Source organism: Devosia sp. Root436, from assembly GCF_001426345.1.
In the GTDB taxonomy this organism is placed as follows: Bacteria; Pseudomonadota; Alphaproteobacteria; order Rhizobiales; family Devosiaceae; genus Devosia.
On sequence record NZ_LMEM01000001.1, the window covers coordinates 56916 to 75360 of the forward strand.

At 64.3% G+C, this 18445-nt stretch carries 19 protein-coding genes; 13 read left to right on the forward strand and 6 right to left on the reverse strand.

Annotated features, from left to right (window positions below):
- Positions 1 to 151: 151 nt before the first annotated feature.
- The 3 genes from hisI to folE all read right to left on the reverse strand — a co-directional run bounded on the left by hisI (position 152) and on the right by folE (position 2262).
- Positions 152 to 604, reverse strand: a complete 453-nt coding sequence (hisI, locus tag ASD04_RS00350) for a phosphoribosyl-AMP cyclohydrolase (RefSeq protein WP_056250949.1) — start codon at positions 602 to 604, stop codon at positions 152 to 154.
- A 54-nt stretch (positions 605 to 658) separates the two neighbouring features.
- The gene (locus tag ASD04_RS00355) at positions 659 to 1492 is read right to left on the reverse strand and encodes an AraC family transcriptional regulator (protein ID WP_056250951.1); all 834 of its coding nucleotides are present in this window, start codon (positions 1490 to 1492) and stop codon (positions 659 to 661) included.
- 149 nt (positions 1493 to 1641) lie between these two features.
- A complete protein-coding gene (gene folE / locus ASD04_RS00360; protein WP_056250954.1) occupies positions 1642 to 2262 on the reverse strand; it encodes a GTP cyclohydrolase I FolE in 621 nt (206 codons plus the stop codon).
- Positions 2263 to 2408: 146 nt separating this feature from the next.
- On the opposite strand from folE, the gene ASD04_RS00365 reads away from it, so the two are divergent.
- From ASD04_RS00365 to ASD04_RS00400, 8 genes are all read left to right on the forward strand, one after another.
- Positions 2409 to 2861, forward strand: a complete 453-nt coding sequence (locus ASD04_RS00365) for an iron-sulfur cluster assembly scaffold protein (RefSeq protein ID WP_056250957.1) — start codon at positions 2409 to 2411, stop codon at positions 2859 to 2861.
- Positions 2861 to 3172 carry a membrane protein insertion efficiency factor YidD gene (gene yidD, locus ASD04_RS00370; RefSeq protein WP_056250961.1) on the forward strand — a complete coding sequence of 104 codons (312 nt, stop codon included), beginning with the start codon at positions 2861 to 2863 and terminating at the stop codon, positions 3170 to 3172. The genes ASD04_RS00365 and yidD overlap by 1 nt, the downstream gene beginning before the upstream one ends.
- Before the next feature lie 158 nt (positions 3173 to 3330).
- A complete protein-coding gene (gene thrS / locus ASD04_RS00375) occupies positions 3331 to 5310 on the forward strand; it encodes a threonine--tRNA ligase (RefSeq protein ID WP_056250962.1) in 1980 nt (659 codons plus the stop codon).
- Positions 5310 to 5540 carry a hypothetical protein gene (locus ASD04_RS00380; protein WP_056232468.1) on the forward strand — a complete coding sequence of 77 codons (231 nt, stop codon included), beginning with the start codon at positions 5310 to 5312 and terminating at the stop codon, positions 5538 to 5540. The genes thrS and ASD04_RS00380 overlap by 1 nt, the downstream gene beginning before the upstream one ends.
- Before the next feature lie 34 nt (positions 5541 to 5574).
- Complete coding sequence (gene arfB / locus ASD04_RS00385) at positions 5575 to 6006, forward strand: alternative ribosome rescue aminoacyl-tRNA hydrolase ArfB (RefSeq protein WP_056250964.1); 432 nt, start codon at positions 5575 to 5577, stop codon at positions 6004 to 6006.
- 137 nt (positions 6007 to 6143) lie between these two features.
- Entirely contained in the window at positions 6144 to 7487 is a 1344-nt protein-coding gene (locus ASD04_RS00390) for a UDP-glucose/GDP-mannose dehydrogenase family protein (RefSeq protein ID WP_056250967.1), read from the forward strand.
- 63 nt (positions 7488 to 7550) lie between these two features.
- Positions 7551 to 8552 (forward strand): NAD-dependent epimerase/dehydratase family protein, encoded by a 1002-nt coding sequence (locus ASD04_RS00395; RefSeq protein ID WP_056250970.1) that lies wholly within the window; start codon positions 7551 to 7553, stop codon positions 8550 to 8552.
- Positions 8553 to 8571: 19 nt separating this feature from the next.
- The gene (locus tag ASD04_RS00400) at positions 8572 to 9975 is read left to right on the forward strand and encodes a hypothetical protein (RefSeq protein WP_056250972.1); all 1404 of its coding nucleotides are present in this window, start codon (positions 8572 to 8574) and stop codon (positions 9973 to 9975) included.
- Between the two features lie 288 nt (positions 9976 to 10263).
- On the opposite strand, the gene ASD04_RS00405 is transcribed toward ASD04_RS00400, so the two are convergent.
- The gene (locus tag ASD04_RS00405; RefSeq protein WP_056250975.1) at positions 10264 to 12066 is read right to left on the reverse strand and encodes a hypothetical protein; all 1803 of its coding nucleotides are present in this window, start codon (positions 12064 to 12066) and stop codon (positions 10264 to 10266) included.
- 93 nt (positions 12067 to 12159) lie between these two features.
- Between ASD04_RS00405 and ASD04_RS00410 the strand changes: the two genes are divergently transcribed.
- Complete coding sequence (locus ASD04_RS00410) at positions 12160 to 12969, forward strand: LCCL domain-containing protein (RefSeq protein ID WP_056250978.1); 810 nt, start codon at positions 12160 to 12162, stop codon at positions 12967 to 12969.
- An 80-nt stretch (positions 12970 to 13049) separates the two neighbouring features.
- On the opposite strand, the gene ASD04_RS00415 is transcribed toward ASD04_RS00410, so the two are convergent.
- The gene (locus tag ASD04_RS00415) at positions 13050 to 14033 is read right to left on the reverse strand and encodes a hypothetical protein (protein ID WP_056250981.1); all 984 of its coding nucleotides are present in this window, start codon (positions 14031 to 14033) and stop codon (positions 13050 to 13052) included.
- A gap of 192 nt (positions 14034 to 14225) precedes the next feature.
- Between ASD04_RS00415 and ASD04_RS00420 the strand changes: the two genes are divergently transcribed.
- The 4 genes from ASD04_RS00420 to ASD04_RS00430 all read left to right on the forward strand — a co-directional run bounded on the left by ASD04_RS00420 (position 14226) and on the right by ASD04_RS00430 (position 17324).
- Positions 14226 to 14798, forward strand: a complete 573-nt coding sequence (locus ASD04_RS00420; protein ID WP_056250982.1) for a nitroreductase — start codon at positions 14226 to 14228, stop codon at positions 14796 to 14798.
- A gap of 97 nt (positions 14799 to 14895) precedes the next feature.
- On the forward strand, positions 14896 to 15699 hold the full coding sequence (locus tag ASD04_RS00425) for a transglycosylase SLT domain-containing protein (protein WP_056250986.1): 804 nt from the start codon (positions 14896 to 14898) through the stop codon (positions 15697 to 15699).
- Positions 15700 to 15873: 174 nt separating this feature from the next.
- Complete coding sequence (locus ASD04_RS19285; RefSeq protein ID WP_156461080.1) at positions 15874 to 16026, forward strand: hypothetical protein; 153 nt, start codon at positions 15874 to 15876, stop codon at positions 16024 to 16026.
- Positions 16027 to 16124: 98 nt separating this feature from the next.
- Positions 16125 to 17324: a DUF2336 domain-containing protein gene (locus tag ASD04_RS00430; protein WP_056250987.1), complete on the forward strand. Its 1200-nt coding sequence runs from the start codon at positions 16125 to 16127 to the stop codon at positions 17322 to 17324.
- A gap of 132 nt (positions 17325 to 17456) precedes the next feature.
- On the opposite strand, the gene ASD04_RS00435 is transcribed toward ASD04_RS00430, so the two are convergent.
- A complete protein-coding gene (locus ASD04_RS00435; protein ID WP_056250992.1) occupies positions 17457 to 18233 on the reverse strand; it encodes an NAD kinase in 777 nt (258 codons plus the stop codon).
- Positions 18234 to 18445 lie beyond the last annotated feature (212 nt).

Consider the following 18445-nt stretch of genomic DNA (forward strand, 5'->3'; position numbering starts at 1 on the left):
TCAGCGGAATAACCGGGTGAGGGGTGCTGCGCCATCCCATGCTTCATGCTCTGCGGATGGTCCGGAACCCCTCATCCGCCCTTCGGGCACCTTCTCCCTCAAGGGGAGAAGGGAAACGCCCCGGCACCCAGATAAGCATTCAGCTTCGCCCTCAGCCCGTGTAGACGTCCTTTGGATCGAACAGCCTGGGCAACCCGCGATCTTCGAGCGTCACCGTGCCACCTTTCACCACGGCCCGGCGATAGAAGCAGCTCTTGCGGCCGGTGTGGCAGGCGGCGCCGCGGCCGGTCTGGTTGACGACGAGGACGATGGCATCCTGGTCGCAATCGGTGCGCAATTCGACGACCTGCTGGAGTTCACCGGAGGTCTCGCCCTTTTTCCAGAGCCTGGCGCGCGAACGTGACCAGTAGTGGGCGATGCCGGTTTCGAGCGTCAGCGACAGGGCCTCGGCGTTCATGTGGGCCAGCATCAGCACGTCATTGCTGCCGGCCTCGATGGTGACGACGGTTACGAGACCCGCCGCGTCGAAGCGTGGGGCGAAGGCGGTGCCTTCTTCGAGCTGGTCGTGCGTGAGGGGCGCTGGATCGGTGAAGGTCAGGGTCATGAGGCTTCATAGCCCCGTGCCGGGAATTGATAAAGGCCCCCTTGTCCGGCGCTCCTATCGGGCGATCGGCACCCAGACTTCGACGAGGCCATCGCCGCTATGGGGATCGTGCTCGGCGCCGTAACGCTCGAAATTGGGGCCACCGGTGGGAATGAAGGGGCTGCTGGGGAAATAGTGCGCCCAGATGGAATAGGCGGTGCGCCGCATGGTCGAGATATGGCCGCGATGGGCGAAGACGGCGTAACGCTGGGCGGGGATGTCGATATAGGCGGTGCCCGCTTCAAGATCGGCGCTGGGCGAGACTTCGACGCCGGCAATATAGCCGAAGCTGCAATCCTCGTCGAAATCGGCGGCAACGCCATAGGTGGTGTCGCCAAGCTGTCCGGGCATGTGGCCGATATGGGGCGCGAAACGCTGCCACAGGGCGGGAATGCCGTGATTGGTGGCGAAGGTGTAGCGCTCGCCGAGGCCGGCTATGCGGAACGGGGCGCCATCGACGATGCGGGGGTCGGGCAATGCGGTCAGCAGGGTTTCGTCGATGCGGAGGGGCTCGACCAGCCGCTGCGGATCGGCGATGCCCTGGGCGCGGAGCTGTTCGGGCGTCTGTCCGAACTGATCGCGGAAGGCGCGGGTGAAGGCCTCGTGGGAATTGTAGCCGACGTCGAGCGCCACGCTGAGGATATCGGGGGCGCCATCGAGGAGTTTTTGAGCGGCCAGGGTCAGGCGGCGGCCCCGGACGTAGGTCATGACCGGCTGGCCGGTAATGGCGCCGAAGCTGCGCGAGAGGTGAAAGCGCGAAACCCCGCCGACATCGGCGATGTCATCAAGGGTGATGTCCTCGGCGAAGCGGGTCTCGATGAACCAGATGGCGCGTTCGATAAATTGCATGGCGAACCGGGGGGTGATGCTCGGTCCTGCCAGCTTAGCGCATGATCGACTTGATCGCGATTGCGCTCAGCGCTCGGCCATTCGAGCATAGCTCTCATGGCCTTCTTGGTTTGAAAGGCTCCACTGGAGCCTTTCATCTGCTGCGCAGATCACCTGCGAAGCATGGCGAAGAAGCGGTCCTGTTCGACGCGGTCTTCGGCGAAGACGCCGGTGAAGCGGTGGGTGACGGTGGAGGCACCGTGGGCGTGGACGCCGCGCATGGACATGCACATGTGCTCGGCTTCGAGCATGACGGCGGCACCGCGGGGCCCCAGGTTTTCGTTGATGGCGTCGATGATCTGCGCCGTCAGGTTCTCCTGGGTCTGCAGGCGCCGGGCGAAGACTTCCACCAGACGCGCCAGCTTGGAGAGGCCGACTACGCCATCATGGGGCAGATAGGCGATATGGGCCTTGCCGATAAAGGGCACCATATGGTGCTCGCAATGGGAGCTGAAGGGGATATCCTTGACCAGCACGATATCGTCGTAGCCGCCGACTTCCTTGAAGGTCTTGGAGAGGATGGTCTTGGCATCCTGCTCGTAGCCGGCGAAGAATTCGCCATAGGCGCGGGCAACGCGGCCGGGTGTTTCCAGCAGGCCCTCGCGCGTCGGATCGTCGCCGGCCCAGGCCAGCAACGTGCGCACGGCGGCCTCGGCTTCTTCCTGGCTGGGGCGGCGCGACTGCCTGCTATCGGCGGGCTGATTGTGCAGCGGGTTGACGCGGGCGTCCATTGGCGGTTCCTTTTCGCTTTCGACGCATTGGATGCATCAAGCGTAGATTGGTTCCTAAACGGCGCATAGTTTGCGTGGCGGCCCGCTTCGGAGCCTCTATATAAGTTGTGGCGACGGTAGCGACAAGAAACAGAATTGTCCGTTTGATGGAACTTAGCGATCTCTATTCCCAGAAAATCCTCGATCTGGCGGGCAATGCGTCGCAGCCGGGGCGGCTGGCCGATGCCGATGCCAGCGCGCGCAAGGTGAGCCGGGTCTGCGGCTCGGTGATCGAGGTCGACGTGGTGGTGCGGGACGGCGTGATCACTGGTTACGGGCACGAGATTTCGGCCTGTGCGCTGGGGCAGACTTCGGCGGCGGTGGTGGCACGGGAAATCGTCGGGACGCCGGTAGGCGAGTTCCGGGAAATCCGCAGGCAAATGCACGGCATGCTGAAAGAAAACGGCAAGCCTCCCACCGGCAAGTGGGAGGACCTGCGCTATCTTGAACCGGTGCGGGACTATCGGGCGCGGCATATGTCGACGCTGCTGGTGTTTGATGCGGTGGCTGAGGCAATCGAAAAAGCCGAGTCGATTGAATCGGTTGCGGCGACAGGCTGATGGATCGCGTCATCGACCTGTTCTGGCGGGCGGTGGACCTGCCGTTCAAAATCGCGGCCGTGCTGCTGATCAGCATCTATCGCTATACGCTGTCGGCGTTTGTGGGCCGGACGTGCCGGCATTTGCCGACCTGTTCGGAATATACGCGCGACGCGATCTGGCAGTTCGGCTTCTGGCCGGGGGGCTGGATGGGGCTGGCGCGATTCGTGCGCTGCCGGCCGGGCGGGACGCATGGCTATGACCCGGTGCCGGAGAGGGTGCCTGGCGGGGCCAGGTGGTATGCGCCCTGGGATTATGGGCGGTGGCGATAGACTCCGCATTGTCGAAACATCGCAGGATGGATCCCGGCCTGCGCCGGGATGACATCGCGTTTTTGGAAGGCTCTGCGGCTGGAATTGCACGGAAACCGTGCTAGACAGGCGCCCTTGTCACCAAACCGGTGACTGATCCCAATTTCTGGAGACCTAAAATGACGATCAAGGTGACGTTCCCCGACGGTGCAGCTCGCGACTATGCGCGTGGCACGACCGGGACCACCGTGGTCGAGGGTATCTCCAAGAGCCTGGCCAAGAAGACGGTGGCGATGCGCTGGAACGGCGTGTTGAGCGACCTGTCGGACCCGCTGGAGGAAGACGGGCGCATCGAATTCGTGACGCGGGACAGTGGCAGCAAGGATGCGCTGGAGCTGATCCGGCACGATGCGGCGCATGTGCTTGCCGAAGCGGTGCAGGAGATGTGGCCGGGAACGCAGGTGACGATCGGGCCGGTGATCGAGAACGGCTTTTATTACGACTTCAAGCGGGACGAGCCGTTCTCGGAAGAAGATTTTCCGGCCATAGAGAAGAAGATGGCCGAGATCATCGATCGGGGTGCGGCCTTCACCAAGGAAATCTGGACGCGCGACCAGGCCAAGGAATTCTTCCGGGCGCGGGGCGAGGCGTTCAAGGTGGAACTGGTGGATGCCATTCCGGCCGACCAGTCGCTCAAGATGTACAAGCAGGGCCAGTGGATCGACCTCTGCCGCGGGCCGCATATGCGCTCGGTCAAGGATGTCGGCACGTCGTTCAAGCTGACCAAGGTGGCGGGCGCCTATTGGCGCGGCGACAGCAACAATCCGGTGCTGAGCCGCATCTATGGCACGGCCTTTGCGACCAAGGACGAGCTGGATGCCTATCTCCACATGGTGGAGGAGGCCGAGAAGCGCGACCATCGCAAGATCGGGCAGGAAATGGACCTCTATCACTTCCAGCCGGAAGCGCAGGGGAGCGTGTTCTGGCACCCCAAGGGCTATGTGCTCTACAACCAGATGGAGGCCTATATCCGCCGCCGGCTGAATTCGTCGGGCTATGTGGAGGTGAAGACCCCGCAACTTATGAGTTCGAAGTTCTGGGAGGCTTCGGGACACTGGGGCAAGTATCGCGAGAATATGTTCGTGGTGCCTGACGAGGTGCCCGGCACGGAAGAGGAAGGGCCGGTTTTGAGCGGTACGGGCGAGCTGATGGCGCTCAAGCCGATGAACTGCCCGGCGCATATCCAGATCTTCAATCAGGGCATCAAGAGCTACCGCGATCTACCGCTGCGCATGGCCGAATTCGGTTGCTGCCACCGCAACGAGGCGCATGGCGCGCTGCACGGACTGATGCGCGTGCGGCAGATGACGCAGGACGACGCGCATATCTTCTGCCGCGAAGACCAGATCCAGAGCGAGACCGAGCATTTCGTGCATCTGCTCTATTCGGTCTATGGTCATATGGGCTTCGACAATGTGGTGATCAAACTCGCCACGCGGCCGGAGAAGTTCGGCGGCACCATCGAGCGTTGGGATGCGGCGGAAAAGGCGCTGGGCGATGCCCTGCGTGCCACCGGCTATGACTTCGAGATCGCCGAGGGCGAGGGCGCGTTTTATGCGCCCAAGCTTGAATTCCACCTCAAGGACGCTATCGGGCGCTCGTGGCAGGTGGGGACGCTGCAGCTCGACTATGTGCTGCCGGAACGGCTGGACGCGACCTATGTGGCCGAGGACGGTTCGCGGCAATATGCGGTGATGCTGCATCGGGCGATCCTGGGATCGCTGGAGCGGTTCATCGGCATGATGATCGAGAACTATGCCGGCAGGATGCCGATGTGGCTGGCGCCGACACAGGTGGTGGTGGCGACCATCGTGTCGGAAGCGGATGAGTATGCCGAAAAGCTGGTGAACCAGCTCAAGGCGGCGGGCATCCGCGCCGAACTCGACACGCGGAACGAGAAGATCAACTACAAGGTGCGCGAACATTCGGTAGGCAAGACCCCGCTGCTGTTCGTGGTTGGCAAGCGCGAGGCCGAGGAGGGCACCGTGTCGGTGCGCCGCCTGGGCACCGAGGGCCAGAAGGTCGAACCGTTCATGGATGCGCTGGTCGCACTCATCGCCGAAGCGACTGCGCCTGACCTCAAGGCCAAGGCTGCTTGATGCCACAACGGCCGTCCAATCGGGAGATCAAGGCCCTGACGCATCTCGGCGAAGAGAATGCGTTGGGGCCGGGCGACTTCAAGGATATTGGCGAGAAGGTGTTTGCCGGCATGCTGAAGAAGGGCTGGGTGGTGGAGGCCGAGGGCCTGCCGGGGAAGTATCGGGCGACCATCAAGGGGCTGACGGTGCATGAGGGCGAGATCATTTTCGCTGGACGGTATCGGAACTAAGCGGCCGAAGAGTCTTTGTGGGGTACTCCTACTTATGCCAGAACCGATCCCCATTACCCGCTCCATCGCTGTCGATCCCTCCGAGATCGAGGAGACATTCGTGCGCGCGTCGGGACCGGGCGGGCAGAATGTCAACAAGGTGTCGAGCGCGGTGCAGTTGCGCTTCGACCTTGCCAATTCGCCCAGCATTCCCGAGGCGATGAAGCGACGGGTGGCCGTGCTGGCGGGGAAACGGCTGACCAAGGATGGGGTGATCGTCATTACGGCCAATTCGCATCGAGACCAGCCGATGAACCGGGCGGATGCGCTGGAGCGGCTGGTGGGGCTGCTGGTGGCGGGATCGCACGTGCCCAAAGCGCGGGTGGCGACGCGGCCGACGCTAGCGAGCAAAAGGCGACGGCTGGAAGGCAAATCGATCCGCTCGGAGGTCAAGAAACTGCGGGGCAACCCATCCGACGCGCAGTGAGGCGGCGCAGGCGGTCATTTCCGCCACGCGCAGAAATCATCGTGCAAACAAGACATAACTCGGTCAAACAAGGTCAGTAGCGACATTGACGCATAGCAGCGGTATTCTATGCGGTATATTTTCGGGAGATTGACGCCATGAGGATCGCCATTGTTGGGGCGGGCTATGTTGGCCTGGTTACAGGCGTTTGCCTCGCTGATTTCGGTCATGATGTCGTGTGTATCGACAAGGATCCGCGCAAGATCGAGGCCCTGCAGCGGGGCGAAATTCCAATTTACGAGCCGGGACTGGCCGAACTGGTAAAGACCAATGTGAGTGCGGGCCGCCTGTCTTTTGCCGAGGACCTGCGCGACCCGGTGGCCGCTGCCGAGGTCGTGTTCATCGCCGTGGGTACGCCATCGCGCCGTGGCGATGGCCATGCCGACCTCAGCTATGTCTATGCCGTGGCGCGCGAAGTGGCCGATGCTGTCGACGGCTTTACCGTGGTGGTGACCAAATCGACGGTGCCGGTGGGCACTGGCGACGAGGTGGCGCATATCATTGCTTCGACCAATCCCGACGCCGATGTGGCCGTGGTGTCCAACCCCGAATTCCTGCGCGAAGGGGCGGCGATCGACGACTTCAAGCGGCCAGACCGCATCGTCATCGGCCTCGAGGACGAGCGCGCCCGGGCCGTCATGACCGAGGTCTATCGGCCGCTCTATCTCAACCAGGCGCCATTGATGTTCACCGGGCGGCGGACGGCGGAACTGATCAAATATGCCGCCAATGCCTTTCTCGCCATGAAGATCACCTTCATCAACGAGATCGCGGACCTGTGCGAGGCTGCCGGCGCGGATGTGCAGCAGGTGGCACGGGGCATGGGGCTCGATAACAGGATCGGCGGCAAGTTCCTCAATGCAGGGCCGGGCTATGGCGGCTCGTGCTTTCCCAAGGACACGCTGGCACTGGTCAAGATCGGCCAGGACTTCGAGAGCCCGATGCGGCTGGTGGAGACCACCGTGGCCATCAACGACCAGCGCAAGCGCGCCATGTCGCGCAAGGTGATCGCGGCCTGCGGCGGCGATGTGCGCGGCAAGACCATCGGCGTGCTGGGGCTGACCTTCAAGCCCAATACCGACGACATGCGCGAGGCGCCGTCGATCGATATCATCCAGGGACTGCTGGACCGGGGCGCGCGCGTCGTGGCCTATGACCCGCAGGGCATGCATGCGGCGCACGAACTCATCGACAAGGTCGAATTCGGCGCCAGCGCCTATGATGTCGCTGTCGATGCCGATGCGCTGGTGCTGATCACCGAATGGAACGAATTCCGCTCGCTCGATCTGGAGCGGCTCAAGAGCGCGATGAAGTCCGCGGTGCTGGTTGACCTGCGCAATGTCTACCGGCATGACGAGGTCACCAAGCATGGCTTTGACTATACCAGCATCGGCCGACCCGCCGGCGGAATAGCCGGTGGCGTGGCCGAGGCCGCCGAATAAAGACCTGAACGGCTGCTGGTCGCGCCCTGACGCGGCCCTGCCTGAGCAGCAAGAGGATCATCCGTGAAGATATTCGTCACCGGCACGGCCGGCTTTATCGGCTTTCATCTGGCGCGGCGGTTGCTGGCCGATGGGCATGCGGTGACTGGCTATGACGGCGTTACCAACTACTACGATCCGGCGCTGAAGCGGGCGCGGCTGGCATTGTTGGCGCAGAACGAGCATTTCGTGCAGGTCGAAGGCATGCTGGAGGATGCCGCTCGCCTGAGCGAGGCGGTGCAGCGCAGCGAGGCGGAAATCGTGGTGCATCTGGCGGCGCAGGCGGGCGTGCGCTACAGCCTTGAGGCGCCGCAAAGCTACATACAATCCAACGTGGTCGGCACAGCCAACCTGCTGGAGGCGTTGCGCCGGCACAGGCCCCGTCATTTCGTTTTTGCCTCGACCAGTTCGGTCTATGGCGGCAATACCAAGTTTCCCTTCGCCGAGACGGATCGGGCCGACGGGCCGGTTTCACTCTATGCAGCGACCAAGAAGTCGGGCGAGGCGATGGTGCATTCCTATGCCCATCTATTCGGCATCGCCTCGACCTGCGTGCGGTTCTTCACGGTTTATGGACCGTGGGGGAGGCCAGACATGGCGCTGTTCAAGTTCACCGCGGCGATGCTCGATGGCAAAGCCATCGACGTCTATGGCCAAGGCAAAATGCGGCGGGACTTTACCTATGTGGATGACCTGGTCGACGCTATAGCGCGGCTGATGGAGCTACCGCCCGAGGCCGGAAAGCCGGTGTCGCATGATAGCCTTTCGGCGGTGGCGCCGTTCCGGGTCGTCAATATTGCCGGCGGACATCCCACTGAGCTCATGGATTTCATCCGGGCGATCGAACAGGTCATCGGGCGCAAGGCGGCACTGAACATGCTGCCGATGCAGCCGGGAGACGTGGTAGCGACGGAATCGGACACGACATTGCTGCAGGCGTTGATCGGCAAGCTGCCGGAAACGCCGGTCGAGACTGGCGTGGCGCATTTCGTCGATTGGTACAAGCATCACTACGGCCGCAATTGACGGGCCGGGGGAGAGCATGATGTCGGGTAGCAGCCTCAAATTCGGCACGAGCGGTTTGCGCGGGCTGGCGGTGGAGCTGGAGGGGCAGGCGACGCGGCGCTATGTGGCGGCGTTCCTGCGGCATGTGGCTGAGCGCGGGCAAGGCGCGGGAAAGCGGGTGTTTGTCGGGCAGGATTTCCGGGCGTCGAGCCCGGATATTGCCCGGGACTGCGCGGCGGCCATTGCGGCGGCGGGCATGGAGCCGGTGGATTGCGGCACGATCCCGACGCCGGCGCTGGCGCTGCATGCCATGGCGGCGGGTGGCGCGGCGGTCATGGTCACCGGCAGCCATATTCCGGCGGATCGCAACGGGCTCAAATTCTATCTGCCCGCTGGCGAAATCAGCAAGGCGGACGAGGCGGGTATTGTCGCAGCGTTGCGCGATGAGACCATCCCGGACCTGGCGGAGGACATGACGGACGAGGCCGCGGCGGCAGAGGCGCGCTATGTGGCGCGCTTTGTCGGCTTGCTGCCGGCGGGCGCGCTGGCCGGATTGCGGATCGGGGTGTTCGAGCATTCGACGGTGGCGCGGGATCTGCTGACCCGCATATTGCGCGGCTTTGGCGCCGAAACGGTCAGTCTCGGCAGGAGCGATGGCTTCGTCGCGGTCGATACGGAGGCTTTTGGCGACGCGGTGTTCGCGCCGCTGGCGGGCTGGGTGGCAGAGCACAGGCTGGATGCCATCGTTTCGGCCGATGGCGATGGCGACCGGCCGCTGTTGATGGACGGGCGAGGCGACTTCGTGCGCGGCGACGTGCTGGGGCTGATCGCCGCGCGCTATCTGGGCGCGCAGAGCGTGGTGACGCCGGTGACCTCCAATTCAGGCATCGAGCGGACCGGGGCATTTTCGCGGGTTGTCCGCACGCGGGTCGGCTCGCCCTATGTGGTCGAGGCCATGGCGGCGGCGCCGGGTTCTGTGATCGGCTTCGAGGCCAATGGCGGAACCTTCGTGGGCGACAATGTCAAGGCGGCGGGGGCAGCATTGCCGCCGCTGGCGACGCGCGACGCGGTGCTGCCGCTGCTCTGCGCGCTGGGGCTGGCCGCCGCGAAAGGGCGTGACGTGGCCGAGGTGGTGGCGGACCTGCCGCTGCAGCATGCGCTGGCCGACCGGCTGCAGGACGTGCCGAGCGCCCGGAGTTCAGCTTTCCTGGCGCGGCTGGCAGAGGATGGGGATTATGCGACGCGATTGTTCGCGCCGCATGGGATAGCAGGAATGTCCGATATCGACGGGCTGCAATTCCGCACCAATGCGGGCGACATGGTGCATTTCCGGGCGTCGGGCAATGCGCCGGAATTGCGCTGCTATGTCGAGGGCAGCAGCGATGCGGTAGCGCGGGAACTGCTGGCCTGGGGCATGGCGGTGGCGGCGCGGGAGGTGGGGTAGCGGCGAGGGCGAGTCTTTGCCGGGATACTCCCTCCCGACCTCCCTGATAGCAGGGTTATTGCATACGGAGTTTGAGCCGAAGTCACCTCTCCCCTGAGGGGAGAGGTCGACCCGAAGGGTCGGGTGAGGGGTTCAGCGTTGCGTGATGAACGGTGCCCCTCATCAGCACTGAACCCCTCACCCCACCCTCTCCCCTCAGGGGAGAGGGAGCCCACGCTCGGTGGAACTGCGGGAACAGGCTCTTTCGCATACGACTCCCTCCCGCGAAAGGGGAGGGAGTCGCGGTTTCTACTTCGCGCTGGCGTCGATGGTGACTTTGCCGATGAGGACGGTGGGGTCATCTTCGGCGGCCATGAAATCCATCAGGCCAAGGCCCGGCGGTTCCTTGGCGGTCATTTCGATGGTCAGGTATTTGGCATTGCCGCTGACGAAGCTGTTAATGGCAGCGCCGACCTTCTGGGCTTCCGCTGCGCCGGCCAGCAGGCCAATCACGGTGCCTTCGGCGAGACCGGCAAACACCGGGCGCATTGTGGCGGGATCCGAGCCCTGCTCGGCGGCGACGCGGGCCAGGATGATGTCGGAGAGGCCGGTATCGGTGACGTCGAGCTTGAGGTTGCTGATGGCGACGCCCATGGCGGCGGCCAGGGCCGCGTTTTCGTCGAGGCCGAACAGGGCCTCGGTGGCGTTGGCGATGGTGCCGGCCAGCTTGACGGTGGCGAGGTTGGCGCCGGTGACGGAAATATCGTCGATGGCGATGGTATTGTCGGCCTCGTTCCAGGAGGCGTCGATGGTGAAGCCGGCATCGATGCTGGTGACGCCCAGGTCGATCAATTGGCGCAACTGTTCGTCGTCTGTATCCTCGGGCAGGTCGACCAGGATGTTGCTGGCCGTGGTCAGGATGTCGGTGGGGATGCCATTGAGGTAATCGGCCAGCGACAGGTCGAAGGCGCCGATGGTGGCCTTTATGCGCTCGCCATCGGCTTCCGGATCGGGCACATCGACAGCCACGTCGCCGAAGGAAAAGCCTGCAAAGGCGGGAATGAGCGCGCGGGCATTGGCTTCGAGCCAGTCCTCGTCAATCGCGGCGGGCGCGGCCTGGATAGCCGCGATCGGGGAGGAGAGGTCCATTTCCTTGAAGGTAATGTTGCCCACCTGCACCGAGCCGTCGCCTTGGACTTCGATATTCAGGCCGTCCAGCGAAATGGAGGGATAGACGCCGGGGCGCATGCCGCCCATGGTCATGCCGGCAATGCTGAAGTCGATCGCCTTGCCTTCATCGTCGATGCCGGAGCAGTCGAAGCCGCCAAATTCGGCAGGGGCCGACTCGAAGGCGGTGAACATGTCCGCATACAGATGCAGGAGTTTGCCGACCTGTTCGGGAGAAGGATCGCTGCCGGAGGATTCGAGGGATTCGGCCAGGGTTATGATCTCGCCGAAGGAGTAGTTCAGCGGCCGCGCCTTGAACTCGGCGGCGCTCATTGCGCCTATGGTGCAACTGGCTTCGGGGGATTCGAGGGTGCCGCCCGCGAAGCTGAAATCGGTATAGATGGTTTCGAGGTCTGTCTGGCTCGCGGGATCGACCAGGCCGTATATGCCAAGCACGCCGGCGATATTGAAGCTGGAGGCGGCGAGAGTGCCGAATTCGGCGCTGCCATTGTCGCCGGCCCGGATGCTCATGCCGGAAAGGCTGACCGAGGCGGCCGTGCCATCGGTGATATCGGACAGGACCAGATCGGAGAGGGTCACCGTGGCCTCGCTGGCCTCACCGTCGATGGTGGTGGTGGCGGAGAGGGTGATTTCGGGAATGGTGATGTTGTCGGCAGTGAGGCCGGCAAGCGCGTCGGCATTGTCGACCAGGTCGCCACTGAAGATGGCGCGCAAGGTTGCCTCGTCCACATTGGAACCGACGGCATCGATGGTCGGAATGTCGACGCTGATTTCTGAGGAAGTGGCAGCGGTTTGCGTGGCCGGCGTGCCCTTGTTCTTGACCTTCTGGGCCCAGGCGCCGCCCGTCGGCAAGGTGACGCTCAAGAGGCACGCAGTGGCAAGGATGGCCAGGCGCTGTCCGGATTTGGTGCTGAACGGTGTCATCGTGTTCTCCCGCTGTGACGTGGCTGCAATCTGAGGTATTGGCGCCGCCGCTTCAATAGGCAAACGCGCTTGTCAGCGTGCGCGCGCCGGGCAATGATGCGCTTCATCATTTCCAGCCATGAGCATGACGCCGTGTGGTTTGCTTCCGTTGCCAGGCTGCTGCCGGTCGTGTTCATGGTACTGCTTTCGGGGCAGGCCGCCCTGGCTCAGGGCGACGGGCAGAGTTCGGCGAAGCTGGGCGCACCGGCCGTCGCGGCGCCCGCCCGCCCACAGCCCGATCCGGGAACGATGTTCGCCTATTCCAATGCCATCGGGCAGGTGCTGCAGTTTTCGGTGGTGGGCAGCAGGACGGGCAGCGTGTGGGGCGACGGCGTCTATACCAGCGATTCCGTGCTGGCCGCGGCGGCGGTGCATGCCGGGCTGCTGGCGCCGGGCGAAAGCGGCGTCGTATCGGTCGAGATGGTCGACGGGCTGGACGCCTATGAAGGCGTGGAACGCAATGGGGTGACCAGCCTGTCCTATGGTCGCTGGAATGTGGCGTATCGGCTCATCGGCGTGGCGGCCATCGAGGGCAGGGTGGCGCTGCCCGATCCGGGCGACCTGTCGGGATTTCGCGGGCAGAACGGGATCGTGCTGACATTCGAGGTGACGGGCGAGGCATCCGGCTCGGTGTGGGGCGACGGGGTCTATACCGATGACTCCCGGCTGGCGGCGGCGGCGGTGCATTCCGGGGTGTTGCAGGCAGGAGAGACCGGGCTGGTCGGGGTGGAAATCCTGCCGGGGCAGGCGGCCTATGAAGGAGCCGAGCGCAACGGGGTGTCCTCGGGGAGTTACGGGAGCTGGCCGGGCAGTTACCGGGTGGCGCCGTTGAGCAGCAAGGCGTCGAGCAAGCTGAGCAACTGAGTGGCCGGGCAAAGGAAGGTGGATTCCCGCTTTCGTGGGAATGACGCGGTGGATTGGAACAGCGCCAGGATGGCAGGACGCTAATAGACCGTGGTCAGCACTTCGATTTCGCGGGCGGAGCCGGCCTGGACCTGGAATTCGCGGTTGAAGACCTGGGCGCCCTGCTTGGCCAGGACGAGATATTCCCCTTCGGCCAGGACGGTGGAGGGGAAGGCGCCGAGTTCGGAGAAGACGGTGGCGCCATCGGCGGTCTTGACCGTCCATTCGACGTCGGCGATGGCTTCGCCGCCCGGCTCGGAGACCAGCTTGAAGCCGATCTGGCTGGCATGGTGGTAGAGCGTGGCATCGGTCAACTGGCCGGCCTCGACCCGCAGATCGGCGCGGACCACGGCATTGGTCGAGCCGAAATAGGACACGATGTGGTAGGTGCCGGCATTGAGTGTGACAATGTCGTTGGGCTTGAGGCCTTCGGCGACCAGCGCGCGATCGGTCTCCTCGCCGGCGGTGAAGACGTCGAATTTCAGCAGGCCGACGGGAATGGCGATATCGCCGGTGACGGCGGAATTGAGCCGCAGCGCACCGGCGTCGAGCACGAAGGTCTTCTCGTTGGCGCCGGGGGCTACCGACAAAGCCTCACTGGTCTGGGCCCGGCCATAGGCGACATGGACGACATATTCGCCGGGCGGCAGCTCGACTGTGGGAGCGCCGAGGTCGGACTTGGCGACAAGCGCCAGTTCGCCGCTGGCATCGGGCTTGGTATCGAAGATGCGCCAGACCAGCCCGTCGGGAATGGGCGCGCCGTCGGGGGTGATGCGGGCGTTGAGGGTGACCGGCTGCGGGACTGAGGTCAGAGCCGCGATGGCGTCGGTGGCCGGTGTGACGGCGCCGGGCTGGGTTGCGGATGGCTGGGCGGGCGGCAGGCTGTCGGGGTCGGGCCGCGGGCGCGGCATTGGCGGCATTTCGGCCGTCGCGTCCTGCGCGTAAGCGGCAATGGCGACCGATTGAGAGGCAGGCGCCGCGACGGCCAGTACAAGCAGGAGGGCAAGCAGTGGTCGCAAACGCATCGGGTCTCCCTTGGCCGCTGGCGCCAAGCTGGCTGAATCAGTTGCGCCCTCTTAGGACGCGATTGGGGAAAAGCTGTGTCACAGACCTCGCGCGATGAAAACACCGCAATGGCGATGGCGTGGATTTTGTCCCAGCTTCTGGCGCTGGGGGGCGCTTCGCGATAGTGGTCCGGGTCGATACGGAGTCTGACCATGCCTGCCAATGCCGCCCTGCGTGATTACCTGCTGACCCGCCGCTCGGTCGGCATTGCCTTTCTGAAAGAGCCGGGACCGACACCGGCGGAGCTCGAGCAAATCCTGACCATAGGGATGCGGGTGCCCGACCACGGCAAGATCACGCCGTGGCGGCTGATCGTCATCGAAGGCGAGGCCAGGCAACGGGCGGGCGAGAGACTGGCCGAGATCGCGGCGCGCCATAATCCGGAGCTGGATGCGGCCGGACTGGAAATCGAGCGGCAGCGCTTTTTGCCGTCGCCGCTGACCATCGGGGTGATCTCGTCGCCCAAGGAGCACCCCAAAGTGCCCGAATTCGAGCAACTGCTGTCGGCCGGGAATGTGGCGTTCAACCTGGTTCATGCGGCCCATGCGCTGGGTTTTGCCGCGTCCTGGGTGACGCGGTGGTATGCGTTCGACGCGGAAGCCGCCGCGATGCTGGGGGCGCGGGACGGCGAGCGTTTCGTGGGATTCGTGCATATCGGCACGCCCACGGCCACCATCGAGGACCGGCCGCGGCCGGCACTGGCCGATATCGTCAGCCGGTTGTGAACAGGTATTAACGCTCTGCTCGCATTGGTTAACAGACTGTTAGCGTTTAACGCGCTCTAATCGCCTGGCTGCCAATTGCGAGTCGAGCCACCACGTCATGGGCGTCCAGCCAATTTCCGTTCCCCAGAGCCTGGCCTATGTGCTGACGGCGGCCGGCGACCGGAACGGTGTGGATTTCGACTATCTGCTGCAGACGGCGATGCGCGAGAGCAGCCTCAATCCGCAGGCCAAGGCACAGACCTCGTCGGCGGTGGGGCTGTTCCAGTTCCTCGAAAGCACCTGGATGCAGGTGATGAAGGAGGAAGGGCCGCGCCTGGGCTATGGCGATATCGCCAATAATATCGAGCGCTCGTCGGACGGGGACTATTTCGTGCGCGATCCCGCCACCAGGGCGGAAATCCTCAAGCTGCGGGAAGACCCGCAGATCGCCTCGGACCTGGCGGCGGCCTTCACCAAGAGCAATGGCGACTATCTGAGCCAGCGTTTTGGGCGAATGCCCAGCGCGGGCGAGCTCTATATCGCCCATTTCCTGGGGGCGCAGGGCGCCGAGCGGATGTTCACCGCCGGGCTGCAGGACCCGGACCAGGTTGCCGCCGATCTGTTTCCCAAGCAGGCCGCGGCCAACCGGTCGATCTTTTATGCCGATGGCCATGCCAGGACGATCCGCGAGGTGTATCGCGCCCTGGTGTCCAAGCATGAAGGCGGGGAGGCCAGCGCGCCCTTCGTGGCCCAGCAGATGGCCGGCCAGCCCTCGGTGCCCGAGGCGCCGCTGGTGCCTTCGCGGTTCTCACCGGAAAACATGTCGTTTACCGGGCTGTTCAAGACCGAAATCGAGGATTTTTCGGCCACCGGCACGGGTGGCGAGGGGGGCGCGTTCTTCACGCAACTCTATGCGCGCTAGCAACGAAGGCGGGGTGCAGACGTTTACCTATTTGTAGCCATTCCGAATGAAGGGACGGAGTAAAAGGCAAGTCGATACAAAGCAATGTATGCGCATAGAGAGAACCTTAACAAAGAGATCGTGTAACTGGGGGCGTGGGGTAGAAACCCCGTAACCGACGCCAAGGAGGCGGAGATGAACCGGACCGTTGCCGTTGTGAGCGCTGAGCATCTGCCGCTGCCGCGTGGGTGGATCGTTCTGGGCATGGCGCTATCGAGCTGGGCGCTGTTCGTTGCCATGGCAGCGGGCCTGAACCAGCTCTTCCTGGTGCTTCTCACCGGCGTCTGACCCCGCCGGCCAATGCCGGCCGTCTGCCCCCGGTTATGGTGAACCGTTCCTTAAGCCTTCATCCTTAGGGTGAACTTCGCCGATGTGCGGAGAGCGGAATGGTTGCGTATCAGGAGTTCGTATCACTGTCCCAATCGCTGGACAGCGAGGAACGGGGCAGCGCGGCTCATCTTTCGGCAATTGCCTATCTCAACCATGTGGGACCGGCGGACGAGCAGGCCGCGCTCTATGCGGCGCTGATCGGGTTTCTCGACGACCCGTCGGTCAAAGTTCGCGCGGCGCTGGCCTATGGCCTGCTGCATTCGAGCGAAGCGCCGCGCCCGATCATGCTGGCGCTGCTGCATGACAGCGCGGTGATCGCCCGCGCCATACTGCAATATTCTCCCGTGCTGATCGATGCCGACCTGATCGGCCTCATCAGGACGCTCGACCTGCCGATGCTGGTGGCGGTGGCCCAGCGCACGACGATGAGCCCGCGGCTGGCGGCGGCCATCATGGCGCGCGGGCATGACGCGGTGACGCTGCGCCTGCTCCGGCGGCGGGACATCGCCCTGGGCGACGCGCTGCTGAGCGAACTCGCCACCAAGCGGGTCGACCATGCCGAAATGCGCGGCGCGCTGCTGGCGCGTGCCGACCTGCCGGCGGCGGCGCGGCTGGTGCTGGTTCACAAGGTCGGCGAGGTGCTGCGCGGCGCACGAATCGTCAAGGGCGCGGTGGCGGAGGAAAGGCTGAACCGCATCCTGCGCGATTGCGGCGACACGGCGCTGTCGGCTATCGGCGAGCGCGAGGCGCTGCGGGAAGACGGCGGGTACATATCCGAGCTGGTCGCATCCGACAGGGTCAATACAAGGATATTGCTGCATGCGGTGGTGACGGGGCATGTGATGTTCTTCGCCGCCTGCCTGGCCGAGCTGGCGCAGACGCCGCGCGAAAAGGTTTTCGGCCTGCTGGAGCATGGCAGCCGGGCAGCGCTCAACGCCCTGCTGGTTCGCTGCGGTCTGGGGGAGGGGGTGCGCAACCTGCTCGCCCGGCTGGTGCTGCATGCGCGGGCCAGCGACCTGGCCGACGACGCCGCGGCGCGCCACTATGTGGTGACCGCACTGACCGAGGAACTGATCGCCGAACATGACGGGGTGATCCCCGAGGAGCTGGAAGAGGCGTTTGCCTATCTCAGCGAACAGAACATCCTGCTGGCGCGCAAGGCGGCGCGGGGGGTGATGACGGCGTTTGCCGGGGAAGCCGGGGGAGCGATGGCGCTGCCGGGGGTGGAGCCGAGGCTGGCGCTTCCGGCGGCGTAGCTCCGACCGACATTCGGGCGATTATCATTTCACTTTGCTGCATCGCGAAGGGAGATTCCCGCTTTCGCGGGAATGACGCGGTGAAGCAGCCCGGCTTGTCCGGGCAATCCGTGGGCGCCGCCCGCGCTTCTGCTAGAACCTGAACTGTTCGCTGAGGACGCGCTCTTCGAGGCTGGTGCCGGGGTCGAAGAGCAGGGTGACGGCATGGCTGCGGTCTTCCCGGACGGTGACTTCGAGCACGTTCTGGAACTCGACATTGTCGGCCACGGCGCTGACCGGGCGCTTGGCGGCCTCGCGGGTGATGAACTTGACCTCGGCCCGGTTGGAGAGGATGGCGCCGCGCCAGCGGCGGGGGCGGAACGGCGATATGGGGGTCAGCGCCAGCAGTTGCGCCTCGATCGGCAGGATGGGGCCGTGGGCCGATAGGTTGTAGGCGGTGGAGCCGGCAGGGGTCGATATCAGCACACCATCGCAGATCAACTCGTCGAGCCGGGTCTCGCCGTCGACGATGATCTGGATCTTGGCCGCCTGATAGGTCGAGCGGAAGAGTGAGACTTCGTTGAGGGCCAGCGCCTGCTGGGTGTGCCCCGAGGCATCGAGCACCTGCATGGACAGCGGATAGATGCGCGTGCGCTGCACGGCGGCCAGGCGCCTATCGAGCCCATCCTCGGAAAAGGTATTCATCATGAAGCCGACCGAGCCGAAATTCATACCGTAGACCGGGATATCCGAGCGCATGAGGCGATGCAGCGTCTGCAGCATCAGGCCGTCGCCGCCCAGCGCCACCACGACATCGGTCGCATCGATGGGATGATCGCCATAGCGCGACCTGAGGCGGGCGGCAGCTGCATCGGCATCGGGGGTGCCGTTGGTCACGAAACAGATTCGATCGGTAGGCTGGCTGGACAAGGATGCGCTCCGCTCGAGGGATCGCGCCTGCCTACCATGCGGCGCGCAACGGGGCCAGCCGCCAGCGGCCCGGCTGCCGGGGAGCGCGGCATTTGATTCAAGTTTGACACGAGCTTGAGCCGAATTGCGACGCCGGTTTCAACCGGCTGGCCGATCGCCTGGCCTATCAGCAGAAACCAGCCGGGACCGGAATCCCGGCAATTGAATAAAAT

What these genes read in the sequence shown, in the direction of transcription:
- hisI (WP_056250949.1), bottom strand. Translation starts at nt 604, where the DNA reads ATGACCCTGACCTTCACCGATCCAGCGCCCCTCACGCACGACCAGCTC.
- ASD04_RS00355 (WP_056250951.1), bottom strand. Translation starts at nt 1,492, where the DNA reads ATGCAATTTATCGAACGCGCCATCTGGTTCATCGAGACCCGCTTCGCC.
- folE (WP_056250954.1), bottom strand. Translation starts at nt 2,262, where the DNA reads ATGGACGCCCGCGTCAACCCGCTGCACAATCAGCCCGCCGATAGCAGG.
- ASD04_RS00365 (WP_056250957.1), top strand. Translation starts at nt 2,409, where the DNA reads ATGGAACTTAGCGATCTCTATTCCCAGAAAATCCTCGATCTGGCGGGC.
- yidD (WP_056250961.1), top strand. Translation starts at nt 2,861, where the DNA reads ATGGATCGCGTCATCGACCTGTTCTGGCGGGCGGTGGACCTGCCGTTC.
- thrS (WP_056250962.1), top strand. Translation starts at nt 3,331, where the DNA reads ATGACGATCAAGGTGACGTTCCCCGACGGTGCAGCTCGCGACTATGCG.
- ASD04_RS00380 (WP_056232468.1), top strand. Translation starts at nt 5,310, where the DNA reads ATGCCACAACGGCCGTCCAATCGGGAGATCAAGGCCCTGACGCATCTC.
- arfB (WP_056250964.1), top strand. Translation starts at nt 5,575, where the DNA reads ATGCCAGAACCGATCCCCATTACCCGCTCCATCGCTGTCGATCCCTCC.
- ASD04_RS00390 (WP_056250967.1), top strand. Translation starts at nt 6,144, where the DNA reads ATGAGGATCGCCATTGTTGGGGCGGGCTATGTTGGCCTGGTTACAGGC.
- ASD04_RS00400 (WP_056250972.1), top strand. Translation starts at nt 8,572, where the DNA reads ATGTCGGGTAGCAGCCTCAAATTCGGCACGAGCGGTTTGCGCGGGCTG.
- ASD04_RS00405 (WP_056250975.1), bottom strand. Translation starts at nt 12,066, where the DNA reads ATGACACCGTTCAGCACCAAATCCGGACAGCGCCTGGCCATCCTTGCC.
- ASD04_RS00410 (WP_056250978.1), top strand. Translation starts at nt 12,160, where the DNA reads ATGATGCGCTTCATCATTTCCAGCCATGAGCATGACGCCGTGTGGTTT.
- ASD04_RS00415 (WP_056250981.1), bottom strand. Translation starts at nt 14,033, where the DNA reads ATGCGTTTGCGACCACTGCTTGCCCTCCTGCTTGTACTGGCCGTCGCG.
- ASD04_RS00420 (WP_056250982.1), top strand. Translation starts at nt 14,226, where the DNA reads ATGCCTGCCAATGCCGCCCTGCGTGATTACCTGCTGACCCGCCGCTCG.
- ASD04_RS00425 (WP_056250986.1), top strand. Translation starts at nt 14,896, where the DNA reads ATGGGCGTCCAGCCAATTTCCGTTCCCCAGAGCCTGGCCTATGTGCTG.
- ASD04_RS19285 (WP_156461080.1), top strand. Translation starts at nt 15,874, where the DNA reads ATGAACCGGACCGTTGCCGTTGTGAGCGCTGAGCATCTGCCGCTGCCG.
- ASD04_RS00430 (WP_056250987.1), top strand. Translation starts at nt 16,125, where the DNA reads ATGGTTGCGTATCAGGAGTTCGTATCACTGTCCCAATCGCTGGACAGC.